The sequence below is a fragment of the Mycobacterium sp. B14F4 genome (assembly GCF_039871645.1).
Classification (GTDB): domain Bacteria; phylum Actinomycetota; class Actinomycetes; order Mycobacteriales; family Mycobacteriaceae; genus Mycobacterium.
Window position 1 is genome coordinate 390,654 of sequence record NZ_JBDPMF010000005.1, and the last position, 19,859, is coordinate 410,512.

A 19,859-nucleotide genomic window follows, 5' to 3' on the forward strand; every position below is an offset into this window, starting at 1 on the left:
AACGGGGCGGCGACGGGTCAGGGTTTGATGCGGATGTGGCCCGGGCTGTACAGGCCGCTGCGGGTGGCCGTGCCGAGATCCATGGTGGCCGATTGCGCGTCCGCGGCCTCGGGGGTCATCTCGAACTTGCGCAGCGAACCCCAGTCGCGGCCCCAGTCCGCCGACAGGTAGGTCGCCATCACCCGCGCGCGCAGCAGCAGGTCCGTGATGCCGAGCAGACCGCCGTTGATTCCGTCCTGCCAGCTGTCGGTGTCCTTGCGCTTGGCGTTGTAGTCCGGGGTGATGCGGAACTTCGGAATATCGGTGACGCCGTTGGCGTGCAGCATCGGCTGCTGGCAGGGGAAGGCCAACCCGACGGCCCAGTCCATCAGCACCGGTTGCTCGGAGCCGACGAACTCCTGTACCGACCGAAGCTCGGTCACGCGCGGCGGCGTCACCGCGACCCAATCACCCGGCGTCAACGAAAGATCCTCGGCGACAATGCGTATCGCAACCGCGTCGGCCGGGATATCGGCGCGTGGGAACCGCAGATTGCGCCACGACGGGATCGGTCCCAGGTCGTAGGGCACCAGTCTGCCCGCGGGTACCGGTGCACCGTCGGGGCCGGGCCGCGCGAACTCCAACTCGACCGTCTGGCCCTCGGTTCGGGCGTTGAAGACGCTGTCGCCGGTGATGGTGCCCGCCGCGGTGACCACCACGAGCGGATGCGCGTCGTCGGCGGGCGGAAGCTGGTACCACGCTGAGGTCAGCCGACTCTCCTGCTGCGCACCTTCGACGTAACTGCCGGCCACCGGAACGCGGGCCGGGTCGAGCCCGTAGGGCAGCGGCACCGTCGACCCGTTGACGCCAGGTGTCTTGAGCTTGGTCGGCTGATCCCAGTCGTAGTCGGTGCCCGGCATCGGCAGGTTCACCCGAATCGCCTCGGCGACAATCTCTTCCGGCACACCGTCGGGGTCGAACCCGGTGGGGTCCACACCGCCGAGCGCGCCCAGCGGACCGTATTCTCCGGCCAGCGGCGTCAGGAAGCCGTCGTTGGGATCGGGTTCGACGAGCACGTCGTCGGCCAAGCCGCAGCCACCGGTCAACGCCCGCAGGTTGGCCCACGCGTTGGAGTACGTCGGGTATTGCCTTACCACGCCGACCAGCATGGAGCCGACGAACACCACCACCATGAAGCCGGCCGTGACCGGGATCGGCGCGGCGGTCAGCGCCCGCGCGATACGCCCCTCACCGCGGGTGCGCGGCGAGAAGTGCAGCCACAGCGCGTACAGCCCGGTGACGGCGAACAGCGCGAAGAACACGGTGCTGACCGTGAGTCCACCGAGCGCAGGCATGTCGTTGTTGAACGGCACGCCGTAACTCGACACGTACCACCAGCCGTTCGTGGTGGCGAAACACAATGACAACAGAGCCAGCAGGGCAGATAAGAACGCCATCCGGTTGCGTGACCACCTCAGCACCGCCGGCGAGACCAGCACCGTGGCCAGCGCCGCCATCGCCGCGCCCACCGCGGCGAACAGACCGAAGTGGTGCACCCACTTGGTGGGGGTGAACATCAACACGAACACCGTCGCGAGGATGATTCCCATCAGCCGCCACGCCGGCCCGCGCGCGACGCCGGGAACCCGCTTGCGCCGCAACATGATGAACATCGACGCGAACAGCGACAGCGCGGTGATCAGGAACCCGAACCGCCGCGACAGGGAGCCGTCGACCGTCGGCAGGATCAGATAGAAGTAGCGCAGGTTCTCGGTGTACCACTCCTGGTTCGGGCCGACGTCCGTGCGGATTCTGGTGGCTTCCAACACCGTTGCGAACGTCTGGTCGAAGAAGATCACCGTCAGCACCACCGTGCCCGCGGCCAGCAGCGGCAGCACCAGCGGCCAGGTGCCAACCAGGCGCCGCCGCTTCATCAGAATCCGCAGTATCGGACGGCCACCGGCGAGCAGGGCGGCCACCGCGATCAGGCCGGTGGGCTGGATGCCGAGGGTGAAGGCCGCCGTGACGATCGCCAGCGCGGCCGGCGTCAACCGACCGGACGTGATGGCCCGCTCGATCAGCACGTAGGTGATCAGCGCGCCGGTCGCGATCTGGCCCTCGGGCCGCAGGCCGTTGTTGAACGGCATCCACGCCGCCAGCAGCACCAGGCCCGCCGCCCACAGCGCCGGCTTGCTCGCCGCGACCGCGGGCCCCAACCGGGGCAGCACCTCGCGGGACAACAGCACCCAGCAGACGATCCCGCAGACCAGATCGGGCAGCCGGATCCAGATGCTGGCGTCGCTGACGCTGGTCATCATCGCCAGCACGTTGTAGTACCAGCCGAACGGATCCTCGGGGCTGCCGAACCAGCGGAAGTAGTTCGACATGTAGCCCGCGTGCCCGGCCACGCGCGCCATCGCGAGGATGTAGCCGTCATCGGAGGAGTTCGCGCCGATGACGTGCCACCCGACGAACCCGCCGACCACCACCACATCGGTGGCGGTGAACGTGCGCCAGCGCTGCGGAATCCAGCGGTGCATCCGTCGTCCGTCGATGCGGTCCAGCCGCCACAGCGCGAGCAGCGCCAGTATCGTCGACAGGATCGCCAGCACCATCGCCGCCAGCTTCAACGGCGTTGGCTCCGTGGTGAACCGGGTGTCGATGACAGCCGACAGGCGCATGTCCGGCGGCGCGGGACCGGTCAGGTCGGTGAACACCCCGACGATCGCAGGACGCAGATTCGGGTCCGGGAAGCCGCTGTACTGTTCGCTGCCGTCCGCCTTAGTCAGGCCCTCGAAGGTCGCGAAAGTGCCTGCCTCCGAGGACGTTATCTCGATGCTCGAACATCCCGGGGCGGCCCCGGCTCCTGCCACCCGCGACCGCGGCACGCTGGCCACCACCACGTTGCGGTCGGTGACGTCGACGCGCTCCGCGGTGACGGTGACGAACAGGCCCTGCAGTGCGGCCTGCTTGCCGTCCTTGGGTGCGGTGCCCAGCACCACCCCACCGCGGGGCGGCATCGTGCCGATCACGTCGCACGGCACGGTCACCGACATCGAGACCGGCGCCTGCGAGATGAGCGGCGCCGTAACGCTGTTCAGCTGACCGCCCTGCGGCCAGTTCAACTCCGCGGTCGACTGTTCGACCGGCAGCAGCGGGGTCGCCACCGACAGCACGAACCCGAGCAGGCCGGCGATCATCGCGACCCAGCGAGCCGTCCGCACGTCGCCGCGCACCGTCGTGTCGCTGCTCACGGGCCGGCTCATGGCAGCGCCCTGATCGGTCCGTTGCGGCTCCACCCGAATGCCCGCTGCGTGCCCTGCTCGATTGCCGCCTCCGGCGCTTGCGCGGCGGGCACCACGCGGTCATAGCGTTCGATGGAGCCCCAGTCCCGGTACCAGTCGTTGCGCAGGTAAGTCGGAACGGCCGATGTCCGCAACAACGCCTGGATGAACAGGAACGGGCCACCGTCCTGGGCGGACTGCCACATGTTCGACGACGACACCACCTGCGTGAAATCCGGCAGGATGCGGTATTCCGGCAGTTCGGCCACGCCGAGCCGCTCGGAGAACGGCCGCTGGCAGGGGAAGTTCGCGGCCGTGGCGATGTCCATCAGCACCGGCGTCACGGAGCCGAGGTACTGCTGCGCGGTTTCGAGGACCGGCACGCGCGGCGGTGTGAACGCGAACCACTGGTCCTCGGACAGGTTGGGATCATCGGCGACAATGCGCGCGACGTTGGCCTCCGGCGGCGCCGTGGCGAGCGGGAAACGCAGGTTGCGCCAGGCGTTCTGGCGGAAGATGTCGATCGGCTGGACCTCGTTGAGCGCCTGGTAGATGCCGTCGGGCCGGTGCACACCCCACTGCAGCTTCAGCGACTGCCCGTAGCTGAATGACCCGTCCTCCTCGTAGTACCAGATCGCGCCCGCCGCAGCCACTGTCACCAGCGGTCGGTCCTCGGGGCGCTCGCCCGCGGCGAACGGCAACCGGTACCACGCGGAGGTGACCTTGGCAGCGACGGTGTTCTCGTCATAGCTGCCCATCACCGGCGTCCGCTCGGGGTCGAGGCCGAACGGCAGGAACACGTTCGAGCCGTTGACACCGACCGGTCCGTAGCCGCCGCCGGTGCCCGCCGCGAAGCCGATCCCGACGACGGGTTCGTTGGCGTTGCCGTCGGAGTTGACCAGACCGGGCTTGACGGCGACGGGCTCGGCTGGGTCGAGTGTGTCGTTGACGCCGTTCGGGGTGAAGCCCACCGGGTCCTCGCCGCCGAGCGGTCCGTGCTCGCCGAACCGCTGGCCCGGAACCGGTTGCAACAGACCGGCGTTCGTATCGGGTTCGACGAGCACGTCGTCGGCCATCCCACAGCTCGAGCCGGATGTCAGGGCCGCGAGGTTGGCCTTGCCGATGGTGTAGACCGGGTAGCGCTGCACGAAGCCCTTCGCCATCGAGCCCACCTCGAGCACCACCATGACGACGGCCACCACCAGTAACGGTGTGGACGCCAGCACCCGGTTGCGCCGGGTGTCGGCGACCTCGGTGTGGCCGGTGTAGTCCATCCGGAAGTGCAGCCACCCCGCGAGCAGACCCGTCGCGATCGCCAGCGCGAGGAAGATCCCCGTGACCGGAATCCCCGCGATCACCGGTTGCTTGTCGAACCACGGCACACCGTAGTTGCCGACGTAGAACCAGCTGTTGAGACCCGATGTCGCCCAGGCCAACGCGAACAGCAGCGCGGTCACATACAGGGCGAGGTTGCGGCGGCTGTGCAGTCCCACGCGGGCGAACGCGAACGCGGTGACCGCGCCCAGCGCGCCTGCCAGTCCGGCGAACGCCCCGAACTGGACCGCCCACTTCGTCGGAGTGAACGTCAGCAGCAGCAGGCCCACCGCGGTCGTTCCGATCAGCCGCCAGACCGGACCACTCGCCATTCCGGGCACGCCGCCGCGGCGCAACAGCACCGCCAGCATCCCGAACAGGCACAGCAACATGACCAGCACCGCGAACCTGCGGGTCAGCGACGAGTCGATGCTCTCCTCGACGGTGAGGAAGTAGTAGCGGAGGAACTCCTGATACCAGGCGATCGTCGGTCCCACCACGTACTTGATGCGCGCCGATTCGGCGACCGTCGCCAGGGTCTGGTCGCGGAACACCACCACGAAGATCAAGGCGGCCGACGCCAACAGCGGCAGCCATGCGGACGCCTGGGGGTACCTCCCGCTTGCGGGGGATATCCCGTCGACGGGCTTGCGGCCCCGGACGGTGCGCACGATCCCGCGGGCACCCACCAGAAGCGGCGCCATCGCGATCAGCCCCTGCGGCGCCAGGGTGACGCTGAACACCGCGACGACGACCGCCAACGCGGCGGGCCACAGCCGCCGGGTCGCGATCGCGTTCTCGACCAGCACCCAGGCCGCGATCGCGCCGAACGCGATGAGCGGTTCCGGCCGCAGGCCGTTGTTGAACGGCAGCCACGCCGCCAGGAACACCGCGCCCGCGGTCCACACCGTGACCCGGTTGACGGCCAGCGGGCGGCCCAGTCGCGGGAGCACACAACGGCTGACGATCAGCCAGGTGCCGATCGCGGCCAGCGTCGCGGGCACCCGCATCCACACGCCTGCGGTGCTGATCGAGGCGAATTGGGCGAGCACCGACTGGTACCAGTCGAACGGCGCTTCCGTCGCACCGAAGAAGCGGTAGTAGTTCGCGGTGTAGCCGGCCTCGGCCGAGACCCGCGCGATCGTGAGGTTGTAGCCGTCGTCCGACGACGTCGCCCCGATCAGATGCCAGAGCAGCAGCGTGCCGATGACCCCGATGTCGGCCAGCCAGTGCGACGGCCCGACGCGCCAGAACCGCCGCCACGCGCCGGGCGCACGGCGGCCACCCCGGCGGTCCAGCACGGCCAGCGCCGCGATCGACGCGATCACACACGCGACGCCGAGCACCATCGCCGCGAGCTTCAGGGTGGTCGGCGAGGTGATGAACCGGGTGTCGACGTCGATGCGCGCCGACAGCCCTGGTTGTGCGGCCACCTCGAGGTCGGTGAAGACGCCGACGACCTGGGGTTTCTCCTCGGCGGGCAGCGTGCCGGTGGCACCGGGGATTCCGACGAAGTCGGCGCCGACCTGGCCGGGGTCGGCCCAGATGCGCAGGGTGCTGCAGGCCTCGCCGGCCACCGCATCGCGGTTGGCCACCGCGGCGACCGAGTCGCGGAACGCGACGAACACCACGTCGGTGGTGGCGCGCACGAACAGGCCGTTGCGGCTGGCGTCGATGCCGCCCGGCGGCACCGTCGACAACACGAGCCCACCGGCGGCGGGCAGGGTGGCGATGGCCTGGCAGGGGATCGAGATGTCGAGGGACTGCGGCGCACCCGACACCAGCGGGGCGGTGACGTCGCTGACGAAGCCGTCCGGGCCGGGCGCCTGAGGCCACACGATGGTCGCCGTCGTCTGCGTGACCGGCAGCAGCGGGACCACTCCGCACAGCAGCACTCCGGCGATGCCGGCGACGACGGCGATCAGTCGGGCGAGGCGGTGGATCCGCTCATTACCGTCGCGTGGCACGAGGGTCGATGGTAGGCGAAGCGATCAGTGACGCAGCGGCGCCGGGCTCCACAGGCCGCTACGCGTTGCGGAACCGAGATCCAGCCGGGCCGGCTGCGCGTCGGGGTAGTACGGGGTGAGCTGCTGCAGCGCCCCCCAGTCGCGGAACCAGTCGTCCTTCAGATACGTGGGCACCGTGGTCGCCCGCGCCAGCAGCTCGGTGATGCCGAGCGGTCCGCCGCCGAGGTTGTCCATCACCGGCGAGTTGGCCTCCGCGCCGAACCGGTCGGGCAGGATGCGCCACTTCGGCACCTCGACGACGCCGTTGCGGTGGCCGAAGGGCCGCTGGCACGGGAACGCCAGACCGACCAGCCAGTCCAGCAACACGGGGTCCTCGGAGCCGACGACGTCCTGCAGCGTGCGCAGCTGCGGCGTCCTCGGCGGCGTCAGCGCGATCCAGTGCTGAGGGTTCAGGTCGTCGTCGGTGGCCACCAGCCGGACCTGGGTGGCCTCGCGCGGGATCGCGGTCATCGGCGCCCGCAGGTTGCGCCACGCCGGCGCGGAACCGACGTCGGCGAAACCGACGCCACCGCCGGGTTCGTCGTCGGCGGCCTGCTCGTCGGTCGCCCACTCCACGACGACCTCGCCCGGATCGAACCGGCCGGCCGCCGCGACGACCAGCAGTGGTCCGGCCTCGTCCCGTGGCGGCAACCGGTACCACGCCGAGCGCAGCTCCGCAGGCTGCTGGGTGCCCGAGCGCCAGCTGCCCATCACCGGCGTGCGGGTCGGGTCGAGGTCGTACGGCAGCCGGGCGCGTGATCCGTTGACACCCGCCGCGGCCGTGGTGCCGCCCTCGGTGCCCGCCTCGCCCGCCTGGTCCTCGCCCTCGGGGGTGTCGGCGAAGTTGGTCGCGGTGCCGGGCCCGCTCATCACCTCGTCGGCGGAGATGTCCGAAGGAATCCCGTTGGGCCCGAAACCCCGTGCGGTCACCGAGAGTCCCTCGCCGATGGGCACGCCGACAGGCGTCAAGATCGCGGCGTTGGGATCCTGCTCGACGAGCACGTCCTCGGCCATCCCGCACGTCTTGCCGGTCAGGGCCTCGAGGTTGGAACGGCCCACGCTCCAGGCCGGGTACTGGTCGATCATCGCCAGCGTCAGCGACAGCACTTCGAACACCACCAGCACCCAGGTGGCAATGGCCAACGGCGCCTGGATGATTCGCTGCGCCTTGGATGGGCCATGCGGGGGGACGGGCGGGGACGCGTCCCTGCCGGAGAAGTGGAACCAGGCCGCGGCGAGCAGCGCGACGATCGACAGCGCCAGCAGCAGGGTGGTGAAGCCGAACTTCCACTCGGGGAACTGGTTCGACCACGGCACCCCGAAGTTCGAGACGTACCACCAGCCGTTGACCGTGGCGAACGACAGCGCCATCGCGAACAGGACCGCCGCGGCGAAGACGGAGCGGTTGCGGCGCGAGCGCATCGCGGCGGCGGTGACGGCCACCGCCGCCAGCGCGCCCAGCGAACCGGCCAGCCCGGCGAACACGCCGAAGTGGTGCGTCCACTTGGTGGGGGTGAACATCAACGCCAGGAACGAGATGATCGTGATGCCGATGATGCGCCTGCTCGGACCCAGTGCGGTGCCCGGAATCCTGAACTTGCGCAACGACATCGCCACCGACACCACCAGCGCCAGCAGCAGCGTCAGCACCGCGAACCGGCGCGCCACCGACCCGTCGGGGCTGGTGGTGAACAACCGCTCGTAGCGGATGTGCTCGTCGAACCAGGACAGGCTGGGACCCACCGCCGACTTGAAGGAGTTGGCCTGCAGTTCGCCGATCAGCGTCTGGTCGCGGAAGATCAGGATGATCGTGACCGTGCACGCGGCCAGGATCGGAGCCAGTAGCGCCAGATAGCCGAATCGCGAGAGATGCGCGGCCACGATGGTTTTCAGTGGTCCGACGGCGACCAGCAGGGCGCCGACGGCCGCGATGCCGGTCGGTCCGGAAAACAGCGTCAGGGCGCCGATGATGATGGCGATCGCCACCGGCAGCAGCCTGCTGGTCGCCACCCCGCGCTCGACCGAGCACCAGGTGAGCAGGATGCCGAGGGCGATGATCGGCTCGGGACGCAGACCGTTGTTCAGCGGCAGCCAGAACGCCAGGAACAGCCCCGCGGCCGTCCACGCCGCGGCCGGCGTCGTCTTGACCGCGCGGCCCAGTCGGGGGATGACCTCGCGGCTGATCACCCACCAGCAGGCCAGCCCCATCACCAGCGTCGGCAGCCGCATCCACACGCTGTTGGTGCTGACCTGCGCCCAGAGCGCCAGCAGGTCGTAATACCAGCCGAACGGCGCCTCCGGGGTGCCGAACCAGCGGTAGTAGTTGGCCATGTAGCCGGCGCGCTCGGACACCCGGGCCATGGTCAGGATGTAGCCGTCGTCGGCGGTGTTGGCGCCGACGAAGTGCCACCACACCAGCACCGCGGTCACCACGCCGTCCAGCGGCCGCAGCGACCACCACCGCGGCGGCAGGAGGCGCTTGACCCGCCGGCCGTCGGCGCTGTCCAGCACGTGCAGGGCGCCCAGTGCGACGACGGTCATCGCGACGCCGACGATCATCGCCAGCATCTTCAGTAGCGTCGGCGTGCTGCTGTAGCGGGTGTCGAGGGTGGCCGAGAACTGCAGGCCCGGGGGCGCGCGTCCGGACAGATCGGTGAAGACACCGACGATCTGCGGGCGGAAGTCGTAGCCGCTGCGTTCCCCGCGCAGAGGTTCGCCGGGGTCCTCTGAATCGGGTCCCTGCACCAGGCCGACGAACTCGCCCGTCACCTTGTCGGCGTGCGCGGTGAACGTCAGCCGCTCACATTGCGGGCTGAGCACCCGATCGAGCGGCGCGCTGACGACCGGGGTGTTGCGGACGATGACGAGCAGGTCGTTGTTGACCCGTTCGATGAGCAGACCGCGGTCGACCGCCTTCGGCGCCTGCTTGGGCACCGTCGACAGCAGCACGGTACGGCCCTGGTTCTGCGGTCCGGCCAGGCCCGCCGCGACGCTGCACGGCACGCTGATCTCCAGGTCGGTGGCGACGTAGCCGATCAGCGGCGCGTCGACGCTGGCCAGCACGCCGTTCTGCGGCCAGTTCAGCTGCGCGATGGTCTGCGTGACCGGAAGCAGCGGGGTCGCGATCGCCAGCACAGCGCCGAGCAACCCCGCGACGATCGCGATGAGCCGCGCGGTCCGATGGTTCGTCCCAGCGGCAATCACGGGGCCTGATCTTAATTGGGCGTGCGGATCGCGAGAACGAACGGCCCGATGCTGGACACCTCGAAGCGGGGGTCGTCGAACAGCGCCTCGTCCAGCGCGACGTGATAGCGCCGCACGTTGGGCTGGTTGGGATAGACGTCGGAGGCCAGCCGCAGCGTGTAGGTGTCAGCCGAACCGGACGGGCCGCCGCGGCGCATCAGGAAGACCGTAGGCGGCTTCCACGGCAGGGCGTCCAGGGCGGCGATGAACGCATCGGCGTCGGTGAGCGTCGCCCAGCTCTCGATCGCGTCGGCGCGCTTCTCGAACTGAGCCAGCGGGTTGGCGTAGTGCGACGTCAGCCCCTGGAACCCGTAGTAGGGGTAGTACGACAGGAAGCTGTAGTCGGCGGTGAGCACGACCGTCTCGTCGCGCGGTCGGCCGGTCGCCTCGGTGATCCGGGCGTCGATCTCGCGGTAGTAGCGCTCCGCGCCGGGCGGGCGGCGGTCCGCGCGCTGACCGTAGCCGTCGGTGTCGGTGTAGGCGACGACGATGTCGGAGCGCAGCACGTCGGGGATGTCCTGGCTGAACGTGACGGCGCCGATCGCGCCCAGGGTGGCCGCGGCCGCGACGACGCGCCGGGCGGTCTGCGGCCGGTACCGGTGGGCGACGGCCAGCGTCGTCTCGAGGAAGCCGAACGCGCCCGCGGCGGTGAGCAGCACGGTCAGCGTCGGCTGCAGCCGGAACGACAACAAGGTGGTGCCCGCCAGCGTGGTCAGCATCGACAGCAGTGACCAGGCGTAGACGGCGAGCACCGCGATGGCCAGCGCACCGGCCCGGGTCGAGAAGCCGGCCCGCCAGACCAGCCACAATGTGCCGACCATGCACAGCGCCCCCAGCAGCGTGAAGTGCAGCATCGGGAACTCGAGCTGCGCGCCGGCAGACGGCAGGTAGTGCTGTGCGGTGCCCGAGTCCGCGGGCTCGCCCGTGGCGGCGGCCAACAGCCACGGGCCCAGGCCGATCAACCACATGGCCGCCGAGATCACCGCGATGACGAGCAGTCTCAGGAGCGGTTCGATGCTGCGGCGTGCGACCGCCAGCAGCACCGCCATGATCGTCAGCGTGAACGCGGCGTAGCCGAGCAGCAGCGAGTAGAACAGCGCCGCGACACCCAGGAAGATCCCGGTGCCGATGACCGCCGCCCAACCGCCGCCCCTCGCCCGGCCCCTCAGCCCGGACCACGCGAGCACGAACACCGGCGGCAGCAGCACGGTGATGATCGCCGCGTACGGTTCGGCGGGCGAGTAGGCCAGGGTGACCGCGGCCGTGGCGGTCGCCACCACCAGCGCGTACTCGAAGCGGATCATGGCCGCCCACAACACGAATGCCACGGCGATCGCCGCGGTGATGGAGATGATCGCCCACGGTTTGAACATCTCCCAGGCCGGCGTCCCGGTCAGCGCGGCCAGCCGGCCGCCGACCCAGAACCAGCCGGGCGGGTAGAACGGCGGCAACCCGTGGTACGTCATGTCGCGCAGCCCCGGCGCATCGGCCAACCGCGTGAGGTATTCGGTGCGGAACTGCTGATCGACGGAGATACCGAACAGGTACAGCTTGGTGGCACCCAGCGGCATCGCCAGCGTCACGACCGCGAACGCCGACAGGAACACCGCCGACGCGCCGCGTGCGAGCGTCCGCCGACCCCGGCGCCACATCCAGCCGCTCGCGAACAACCCGGCCAGACAGGCGAATTGACCCACCGTGGTGAGCGCGTGCAGTTGGTTCGACGAGTTGTAGGCGGGCCACTCGACCCGGGCGATGGCGAGCAGGGAGACCACCGCGACCACGGCAGCGACCGCGGCGGCCGCCGTCATCTGGCCGGCCACCTTGACCGGCAGGGCCTGGGGGCCCCGCATCAGATGGGAAGCTTGCGGAAGATCGGCCGCGGGATGTGGCGCAGCACCATCATCACGTACCGGAACGCTCCCGGTGCCCACACCAGTTCCCTGCCCTTGGCCGCCGCCGTGACCGCCAGTTCGGCGACGTATTCCTTGTCGACGGTGAACGGCGCCTCCTTGGCGCCGGTGGCCTTCCAGTGCTCGATCGTCGTCGTGGTCCGCACCTGACCCGGCCGGATCACCAGCACCCGAACGCCGCACTCGCGCAGCGCTTCTCCCAGCCCGAGGTAGAACCCGTCCAGACCGGCCTTGGTGGAGCCGTAGACGAAGTTGGATCGTCGCACCCGCTCGCCGGCGGCCGAGCTCATCGCGATGATCTGCCCGAAGCCCTGCGCGCGCATCTTCTCCCCGATCAGCACGCCGACGGAAATCGCTGCGGTGTAGTTGATCTCGGCGATCTGCACCGCCTTGCGCTGATCCTGCCACAGCTCCTCGGCGTTGCCGAGCAGGCCGAACGCCACGATTGCCACGTCGACATCCCCACCTGCGAACGCCGCGTCGATCACCTTCGGGTGGCTCTCGGTGTCGAGCCCGTCGAAGTCGATCCACTCGACCGACTTCGCACCGGCCGCGGTCATCTCGGCGATGGCGGCGTCCTTGCCGGGGTGGTTGGGCAGGTCGGCGAGCACGATCCGGGCCTGGGCGGTGCGCAGGTAGCGCGCGCAGATCGCCAGCCCGATCTCCGATGTGCCACCGAGCAGCAGGATGGTCCGCGGGTTACCTACGGCATCGAGCACCATCTACAACAGCTCCAAACGTCGGGCCATGTCGGAGGCGAACACGCCGTCCGGATCCACCTTGCGGCGCACGGCAATCCATTCGTCGATTCGCGGGTACATGGCGTGGAAGGTCTCGGCACAGGCGCGGGAGTCCTTGGCGGTGTAAAGCCGGCCGCCGAACTTCAGCACCCGCTTGTCGAGGCCGGTGACGAACTCACCCAGCCCGGGCTTGATCGGGAAGTCGACGCACACGTTCCAGCCGGGAATCGGAAAGCTCAGCGGCGCTTGGTTACCCGGACCGAACAGCTTGAAGACGTTGAGGAAGGAGTAGTGCCCGGAGCGCTGGATGTCGACGATGATGCTCTTGAACTCGTCGACGGCGGCGGTCGGCACGACGAACTGGTACTGCAGGAATCCGGCGGATCCATAGGCGCGGTTCCACTCTCCGAACATGTCGAGCGGGTGGTAGAACTGCGTCAGGTTCTGCACTTTGTTGCGGTAGGTACCCGACTTGCGGTACCACAGCTCGCCGATCGGACCGAACGTGAACTTGTTGCCCAGGCCGTTGGGGAAAATGTCGGGGAATGTGAGCAGTTGCGGCGCATCGAATTTCAGCGGGTGCTTCTGCAGCTTCTCGGGCAACTGGTCGAGCCGCGCCAGTGAGCCGCGCGAGATCGCGGCACGCCCCAGTTTCGGTGGTGCGCTGATCGCGTCGAACCAGGCGCTGGAATACGTGTAGTTGTCCTCGCTGCCGTCGCTGTGGAAGGCGATGGTCTCGTCGAGGCTGCCGGTGACGTCGCCGTCGGCGATGAAGTACGCGGTCTCGGTGGGCGTCATCTCGATCGTCGCCCGCAGGATGATGCCGGTGAGCCCGTTGCCGCCGACCGTCGCCCAGAACAGTTCGCCGTCGGCCCCGTCCGGGGTCAGTCGCCGTATCTCGCCGTCGGCGGTCAGCAGGTCCATCGAACGGACGTGGTTGCCGAAACTGCCCGCGCTGTGGTGGTTCTTGCCGTGGATGTCGCAGGCGATGGCGCCGCCCACCGTGACCTGCCGGGTGCCCGGCAGCACCGGCACCCACAGCCCGAACGGCAAGGCCGCCTTCATCAGCGTGTCCAGGCTCACCCCCCCGTCGACGTCGACCATGCGGGTGTCGGCGACGATGGAGTGGATGCGGTTGAGCGCGGTCATGTCGATGACCAGCCCGCCGCCGTTCTGCGCGTTGTCGCCGTAGGAACGGCCCAGCCCGCGGGCGATGACGCCACGCTGGCCGGCCTGGTTGACGGCCTTGGCGATCGTCTCGACATCCGGCGTCGACAACACCTGCGCGACCGTCGGGGCGGTGCGGGCCCAGCCGGTCAGGCGGCGCGAGGTCGTCACCAGGATCTCGGACATCGTGACGAGGGTACCGTGCGCCCGACAGCGCGGTCCGTCACTACTGAAGGCGGAAGATGACCGCGCGCTGCACCACGAAGTTGATCACCGTCGCGGTGCCCTGGGCGATGACGAACGCCACGGGGACGCGCCACGGCCGGTCCTCCCACGCCATGTACAGCAGGTAGTTGATGCCGACCTGCGCCGCGTAGGTGACCGCATACAGCGCGACGACGGCGACGAAGCGGGCCGTGCTCGGCGGCGCCTGAAACGTCCACCGACGGTTGATCAGGTAGGCGGTGGTGGTGCCGGCGACGAAGCTGACGGTCTTGGCGACGTTGACGTGCAGGCCCGCGGCGAGCAGCGTCACGTAGAGCCCGAAGTCGACGACGGCGGCGAGCCCGCCGGTGACGACGAACCGCCACACCTGGGTGCCCAGGCTCAGACTGGGCTGCATGGGGGGCTCGGCCACCCGGGCAGCTTACGGCGCGTGCGGCGGCGAGCGGGTCAGCGGCTCAGCCCGCTCGACGCGAGCAGGTCGCACAGGGCGTCGACCCCGGCGCCGAACGCGTGCTCGGCGGGTGTGCCGAAGCCGATGATGACGCCGTCGGGAGCCGCCACGTCCGCCCCGGCCAGCGGATGGCGCATGAGCGAAAGCCCTTGCAGCGCAATACCCGCCTCGCCGGCGCGCTGGAGCACCTCGGGCTCGGCGCCGTCGGGGAGCGTCAGCAGCAGGTTGAGCCCGGCGTTGAGGCCGGTGATCCCGATGTCGAAGCGGCCCAACGCCTCGACCAGCATGTCGCGGCGGCGCCGGTAGCGCAGGCGCATACGCCGGATGTGCTTGTCGTAGGCGCCGCCTGCGATGAAGTCGGCCATCGTGAGTTGGGCGATGCCGTTGACGTAGAACTGGTCTCCGCCGCCGGCTTCGAGCACCGGTTCGACCAGGTCGCCGGGCAGCACCATCCAGCCCAGCCGCAGCACCGGCGAGAGGCTCTTGCTGGCCGAGCCGAGGTAGACGACGCGGTCGGGGCCCAGGGCCTGCAGCGCGCCGATCGGCTGGCGGTCGTAACGGAACTCGCCGTCGTAGTCGTCGTCGATCACATAGCCGTTGGTGCGGTGGGCCCACTCGATCGCGGCGGCGCGCCGCGAGGGGTGCAGTGCCATGCCGAACGGGCTGTGGTGAGCGGGCGTCAGAAGCGCCGCGGGAACGTCGAGCGCGTCGAGATCGCCCACGACGGCGCCGCGCTCGTCGACGCCGATCGGCACGGTAGTCATCCCGAGGGCGGCGATGGCGTCACGAAAGATGAACAGCCCGTAGGCCTCCACGGCGATCGGGCGCTCACCGCGGAACACCCGTGCCAGCACCTCTACGCCGTGCCGGGTACCCGCGCAGATGACGATCGTCTCGGCAGAGTTGCGCACCCCGCGCACCCGGGCGAGGTAGTCGGCGACGGCCTCGCGCAGTTCGGGACGCCCGCGAGGGTCGCCCATGCGCAGCGCCTCGGTGGGTGCCCGCGCCCTGCCGTGACGCGAGCCAGCCCTCGGCGACGAGTTCGGCGTAGGCCTCGGCGACGGTGTTGCGGGCCAGCCCGAGGTCGGCGGCCAGGCTGCGCGACGGCGGCAGCACCGTTCCGGGGGCCAGCCGGCCCGAGCGCACGGCGTCGCGCAGGGCGCCGAGCAGCAGGTCGCGCGCCCCCCGCGTGCCGGGGGTGATGCGCTCGCGCAGGTCCAGGTGCAGATCGCGAGTGCCCGGATTGGCCCACGTATTCACGAATGGATTGAACCATGCACATGGGACATTGCGCATCAGCGTCGATGCTATGACACAGACACTGCAATCCCGCGACACCGCCGACCGCCTCAAGATCTACAAGACCTCGCCCGAGATGCTCGACGCGATGATGGCGCTGAGCAACGCGGCGGCCAAGGACGTCGATGTCGAACTCGGCGAGCTGATCAAGATCCGCGCGTCGCAGCTCAACCACTGCGCGTTCTGCCTCGACATGCACACCCGCGACGCCCGCAAGCACGGCGTCAGCGATCAGAAGCTCGATGTGCTCGCCGCCTGGCAGGAGGCCGGTGACCTGTTCAGCGAGCGGGAGCGCGCGGCCCTGGCGCTCACCGAGGCCATCACCGAATTGCGCTACGGCCCCGTGCCCGACGATGTGTACGCGCGCGCCGCCGCGGAGTTCTCCGAGCGCGAACTGGGACAGGTCATCGCGATGGCCGTCACCATCAACGCGTGGAACCGCATCAACGCCGCGGTCCGCCAGGAACCGCCGCGCCGCTAAGTTCCAGGTGTGCAGACCCGGTCCGGTGCGGAGATCGCCGTCGACGGTGACGTCGTGTCCAAGCTGCACCGACCCGGGACCGATCCGAGGGCTCTGACGGTCCGGCTGGGCATCGCCGCCCGGTCGGACTGTCTGCTGTCGCCGCTGGTGATGGCGCCCGAGCCGGTGGGCGAGCGGTGGCGGACCCGGTGGCCACGCGTGGAAACCGTTGCGCCGCAACCGGAGTGCGTGCCGTGGGCGGATGCGGGCGCTCTACTGGCCCGGCTGCACCGCGAACCCCGGCCGCCGCGGGTGCCGCCGCACGGCTGGCCGGAGCGGGTGCGCAGGGCGGTCGATGTGCTGCGCGACGGCGGCGACCCGGTGATCCGGCGTGCGGCCGCCGACCTGCCCGACGCGGCGTGGCGGGCCGGGTCGGCGGAGCGGCCCCGGACGCTGGTGCACGGCGACTGGCACCTGGGCCAACTCGGCCGCCGCAGTGCGGACGCGCCGTGGCTGCTCATCGACGTCGACGATCTCGGCGTCGGCGACCCGGCATGGGATCTGGCCCGCCCGGCGGGGTTCTGGGCGGCCGGGCTCGTCACCGACCAGGATTGGGTGCTGTTCGTCGACGGCTACCGCGACGCGGCCGGGCCGGCGTTGCCGGACGGCGACCCGTGGCCGGTGCTCGAACCGTACGCGCGCGCCGCGGTGGTCCAGGCCGCCGCGCACCATCCCGACGACGACCTGCTGCGCGCGGCATGCGCCCGGATGAGCTCTTTCGACCACCGACTGTGAACCCACTGCGAAATTTCGTGCGGATCTTCGAAGTCCATTCACAGTCGGGAGAATCGCCTCACTAGCTGGAGAAGAACAGCCGGCCGAAGCCCTGCTTGCGGTAGTACTTGTTGCCGCGATGACCCCATCCGGGCCCGTAGCCGTAGCCGGCTTGCGCAGGCGGTGGCGGCGGCGGGGTTTGGGCGAATCGGTTCTCCATCTGCGTGAGCGCCTCGAGCTCACCGAAGTCCAGGAAGATGCCGCGGCAGGTGTCGCACTGCTCGAGGTGGATGCCGTTGCGATCGTAGGTCTTCATGGCGCCGGCGCACTTCGGGCAGGTCATCGTCCCTGCACTTGCCGGCGTGGACGACGGTGGTTGATATGGCGGGATGCTCATAACTGCATAACGCCGCGCGAAGGCTGTCGGGTTCCGCGCCCGCCCCCTACAGCTGCTCGCGGAGCAAAGTCAGACCCAGTACGGTACGCGGGCACGGTACTGGCGCATGGCGAAGGCCGCCATGATCCAGCCGATCACGGTGAGCACGATGACCACCAGCCAGTGCCGCAGCTCCTGGTCGGCGCCCAGCAGCGGCGCTCGCACGATGTCGAGATAGTGCAGCAGCGGGTTCAGCTCGACGACCTTCGCGTAGGACGCGGCGCCCTGCTGCTGCAGTGTGGACTCGTTCCAGATGATCGGCGTCATGAAGAACAGCAGCTGCACCAGGCTGAACAGCAGCGGGCTGATGTCGCGGTAGCGGGTGGCCAGGATGCCGAAGCACAGCGACACCCACACGCAGTTGAGCACGATCAGCGCCAGCGCGGGGATGACCGCGAGGTCGGTCCACGTCCACGGCTTGGGGAAGATGATCGCGATGATGACGAAGATGATGATGTTGTGCGCGAACAGGATCATCTGCCGCCACACCAGCCGGTAGACGTGCACCGACAGCGGCGTCGGCAACTGTTTGATCAGGCCCTCGTTGGCGACGAACACGTCGGCGCCCTCCAGGATCGCCGCGTTGATCACGTTCCACACGATCAGCCCGAGCGTCACGTATGGCAGGTGTTCGGACAGCTCGAGTTTGAACAGCTTGGAGTACAACAGCCCCATCGCGACCGCGGTCGCTCCGGTGGCGATCGTGATCCAGAACGGTCCGAGCACCGAACGGCGGTAGCGCTGTTTGATGTCCTGCCAGCCCAGGTGCAACCACAGTTCGCGCTTGCCGAAGCCGGCGACCAGATCGCCCCAGGCCCTGCTCAATGTCCTCGACTGCGCGGCAGCGTCGGTGAACGTCACTGTGGCGGCCTTCCGAACCTCTCCTTGCGACCTGTACGACGTAATTCGATCCAGTCCCGGAACCCACGGAGATCCCGGCGGGTGACCAGGAAGAACCACCCGAAACGGACCCATTCCTGAGGGATGTACTTGCGCAGCCCGGCCTGGTTCTGTAGGTAACCGCGGTTGCGATAGGTGAAGTAGCGCTTGGTCTCGTTGTCCGGGTACTGCGTGTGCATGCGGCCGCCGAAGATCGGTTTGAACTCGTCGGATCCCTGTGGGTGCAGGAAGACCGCATTCAGGCAGGTGCCGAAAGGAAGCCCGGACCGCAGCAGACGTCGGTGTACCTCGACTTCGTCTCCGCGCACGAACAACCGCAGATCGGGCACGCCGATTGCTTCCACCGTCGAAGCTCGAAACAGCGCACCGTTGAACAGCGACGCGATGCCGCGCAACAGGTCCTGTCCTGCACCCTCGGTGCGCAGCTCGTCGACCCGACGGCGCCAGACCAGACCCCGCCGCAATGGGAAGGCCAGTAGCTTCGGGTCGGCCATGTCGCCCACAATCGGTGACACGGCGGCGAGGCCATGCAGCTCGGCACACGCGAGCAGGGTCGAAAGCACCTCGGAATCGGCTGGCCGACCGTCGTCGTCGCCGAGCCATAACCAGTCGGCGCCCAGAGCGAGGGCATGCAACATCCCCAGCGCGAACCCGCCGGCTCCCCCAAGATTGCGCATCGATCCCAGATAGGTCGACGGGAGGGGCTGCGCCTGCACTAATTCCCGGACCCGCGGGTCGTCGTCGTTGTCGACCACCACCAGATGGTCCGGCTGGCGGGTTTGCGATGTCAGCGCGTCCAGCGACTTGGCGAGCTCATCGGGACGCCGGTGCGTGACCACAACGGCGAACACCGTGTCAGTCATGCGGCACGGACTCTCGCCGGGTCTCCTTGAGCGTCTCTCGAACATGCCTCGCGGCATCCTCGCCCTCGTAGGCACGTATCACGTCTTCAATGCCGCCCGTCATCTTGATGGTGCCGTGGTCGATCCACATCGCCGTCTTGCACAACCGGGCCAGGAACTCATTGGAGTGACTGGCGAACACCAGTATCCCGGATCGCTCGACCAGTTCCTGGAGGCGACTCTGCGCCTTCTTCAAGAATTCGGCATCGACCGCGCCGATGCCCTCGTCGAGCAGCAGGATCTCCGGGTCGATGCTCGTCACCACGCCCATCGCCAGGCGCACCCGCATACCGGTGGAGTACGTGCGCAACGGCATCGACAGGTAGTCGCCGAGTTCGGTGAACTCCGCGATCTCGTCGACCTTGGCCAGCATCTGTTTGCGGGTCTGGCCGAGGAACAGCCCGCGGATGATGATGTTCTCGAAACCGGAGATCTCCGGGTCCATGCCAACGCCGAGGTCGAACACCGGCGCCACCCGGCCGGTCACGGTCGCCACGCCGCGGGTGGGTTCGTAGATGCCCGACAGCAGCCGCAGCAGCGTGGACTTGCCCGCCCCGTTGTGTCCGACGAGGCCGACCCGGTCGCCGTGTTCCAGCGACATGGTGATGTCCCGTAACGCCTCGATGACCACGACGTTGGACTCGTTGCGGCCGATCGCGCCGCCGGCCTTGCCGAGGAAAGCCTTCTTCAGCGAGCGCGATTTCGCGTCGAAGATGGGAAACTCCACCCACGCGTTGTGCGTCTCGATATGGGGGGTCAACTCCAG

General features: G+C 69.1%; 13 protein-coding genes and 1 pseudogene. 2 read left to right on the top strand and 12 right to left on the bottom strand.

Annotated elements, in window-relative coordinates; all coding sequences use genetic code 11:
• Positions 1-17: 17 nt before the first annotated feature.
• The 8 genes and pseudogenes from ABGB19_RS16870 to ABGB19_RS16905 form a co-directional block, all read right to left on the bottom strand.
• Entirely contained in the window at positions 18-3,245 is a 3,228-nt protein-coding gene (locus ABGB19_RS16870) for an arabinosyltransferase domain-containing protein (protein WP_347687102.1), read from the bottom strand.
• Positions 3,242-6,544 (bottom strand): arabinosyltransferase domain-containing protein, encoded by a 3,303-nt coding sequence (locus ABGB19_RS16875; RefSeq protein ID WP_347687103.1) that lies wholly within the window; start codon positions 6,542-6,544, stop codon positions 3,242-3,244. The genes ABGB19_RS16870 and ABGB19_RS16875 overlap by 4 nt, the downstream gene beginning before the upstream one ends.
• Before the next feature lie 24 nt (positions 6,545-6,568).
• Positions 6,569-9,787: an arabinosyltransferase domain-containing protein gene (locus tag ABGB19_RS16880; RefSeq protein ID WP_347687104.1), complete on the bottom strand. Its 3,219-nt coding sequence runs from the start codon at positions 9,785-9,787 to the stop codon at positions 6,569-6,571.
• An 11-nt stretch (positions 9,788-9,798) separates the two neighbouring features.
• The gene (locus ABGB19_RS16885; protein ID WP_347687105.1) at positions 9,799-11,679 is read right to left on the bottom strand and encodes a galactan 5-O-arabinofuranosyltransferase; all 1,881 of its coding nucleotides are present in this window, start codon (positions 11,677-11,679) and stop codon (positions 9,799-9,801) included.
• Positions 11,679-12,461: a decaprenylphospho-beta-D-erythro-pentofuranosid-2-ulose 2-reductase gene (locus tag ABGB19_RS16890; RefSeq protein ID WP_347687106.1), complete on the bottom strand. Its 783-nt coding sequence runs from the start codon at positions 12,459-12,461 to the stop codon at positions 11,679-11,681. Before ABGB19_RS16890 ends, ABGB19_RS16885 begins: the two co-directional genes overlap by 1 nt.
• Entirely contained in the window at positions 12,462-13,832 is a 1,371-nt protein-coding gene (locus ABGB19_RS16895; RefSeq protein ID WP_347687107.1) for an FAD-binding oxidoreductase, read from the bottom strand. It abuts the gene before it with no gap.
• Positions 13,833-13,872: 40 nt separating this feature from the next.
• Positions 13,873-14,268 (bottom strand): GtrA family protein, encoded by a 396-nt coding sequence (locus ABGB19_RS16900; RefSeq protein ID WP_347687227.1) that lies wholly within the window; start codon positions 14,266-14,268, stop codon positions 13,873-13,875.
• A 50-nt stretch (positions 14,269-14,318) separates the two neighbouring features.
• Positions 14,319-15,618, bottom strand: a pseudogene (locus ABGB19_RS16905) (PLP-dependent aminotransferase family protein).
• Positions 15,619-15,631: 13 nt separating this feature from the next.
• On the opposite strand from ABGB19_RS16905, the gene ABGB19_RS16910 reads away from it, so the two are divergent.
• Positions 15,632-16,102 carry a carboxymuconolactone decarboxylase family protein gene (locus tag ABGB19_RS16910; protein ID WP_347687108.1) on the top strand — a complete coding sequence of 157 codons (471 nt, stop codon included), beginning with the start codon at positions 15,632-15,634 and terminating at the stop codon, positions 16,100-16,102.
• 9 nt (positions 16,103-16,111) lie between these two features.
• Entirely contained in the window at positions 16,112-16,876 is a 765-nt protein-coding gene (locus ABGB19_RS16915; protein WP_347687109.1) for a phosphotransferase, read from the top strand.
• A gap of 61 nt (positions 16,877-16,937) precedes the next feature.
• Here ABGB19_RS16915 and ABGB19_RS16920 read toward each other — a convergent pair whose 3' ends face one another.
• From ABGB19_RS16920 to ABGB19_RS16935, 4 genes are all read right to left on the bottom strand, one after another.
• Positions 16,938-17,252 carry a zf-TFIIB domain-containing protein gene (locus ABGB19_RS16920; RefSeq protein WP_347687110.1) on the bottom strand — a complete coding sequence of 105 codons (315 nt, stop codon included), beginning with the start codon at positions 17,250-17,252 and terminating at the stop codon, positions 16,938-16,940.
• Between the two features lie 69 nt (positions 17,253-17,321).
• Positions 17,322-18,152, bottom strand: coding sequence for an ABC transporter permease (locus tag ABGB19_RS16925; RefSeq protein ID WP_347687111.1), 831 nt, complete (start codon positions 18,150-18,152; stop codon positions 17,322-17,324).
• A complete protein-coding gene (locus ABGB19_RS16930; RefSeq protein ID WP_347687112.1) occupies positions 18,149-19,054 on the bottom strand; it encodes a glycosyltransferase family 2 protein in 906 nt (301 codons plus the stop codon). The genes ABGB19_RS16925 and ABGB19_RS16930 overlap by 4 nt, the downstream gene beginning before the upstream one ends.
• Positions 19,047-19,853 (bottom strand): ABC transporter ATP-binding protein, encoded by an 807-nt coding sequence (locus ABGB19_RS16935; protein ID WP_347687113.1) that lies wholly within the window; start codon positions 19,851-19,853, stop codon positions 19,047-19,049. The genes ABGB19_RS16930 and ABGB19_RS16935 overlap by 8 nt, the downstream gene beginning before the upstream one ends.
• Positions 19,854-19,859 lie beyond the last annotated feature (6 nt).

Bases quoted from the DNA above. Each gene is read 5' to 3' on its own strand.
- ABGB19_RS16870 (WP_347687102.1), bottom strand. From the start codon at position 3,245: ATGAGCCGGCCCGTGAGCAGCGACACGACGGTGCGCGGCGACGTGCGG.
- ABGB19_RS16885 (WP_347687105.1), bottom strand. From the start codon at position 11,679: ATGCGGGGCCCCCAGGCCCTGCCGGTCAAGGTGGCCGGCCAGATGACG.
- ABGB19_RS16890 (WP_347687106.1), bottom strand. From the start codon at position 12,461: ATGGTGCTCGATGCCGTAGGTAACCCGCGGACCATCCTGCTGCTCGGT.
- ABGB19_RS16895 (WP_347687107.1), bottom strand. From the start codon at position 13,832: ATGTCCGAGATCCTGGTGACGACCTCGCGCCGCCTGACCGGCTGGGCC.
- ABGB19_RS16900 (WP_347687227.1), bottom strand. From the start codon at position 14,268: ATGCAGCCCAGTCTGAGCCTGGGCACCCAGGTGTGGCGGTTCGTCGTC.
- ABGB19_RS16910 (WP_347687108.1), top strand. From the start codon at position 15,632: ATGACACAGACACTGCAATCCCGCGACACCGCCGACCGCCTCAAGATC.
- ABGB19_RS16920 (WP_347687110.1), bottom strand. From the start codon at position 17,252: ATGAGCATCCCGCCATATCAACCACCGTCGTCCACGCCGGCAAGTGCA.
- ABGB19_RS16930 (WP_347687112.1), bottom strand. From the start codon at position 19,054: ATGACTGACACGGTGTTCGCCGTTGTGGTCACGCACCGGCGTCCCGAT.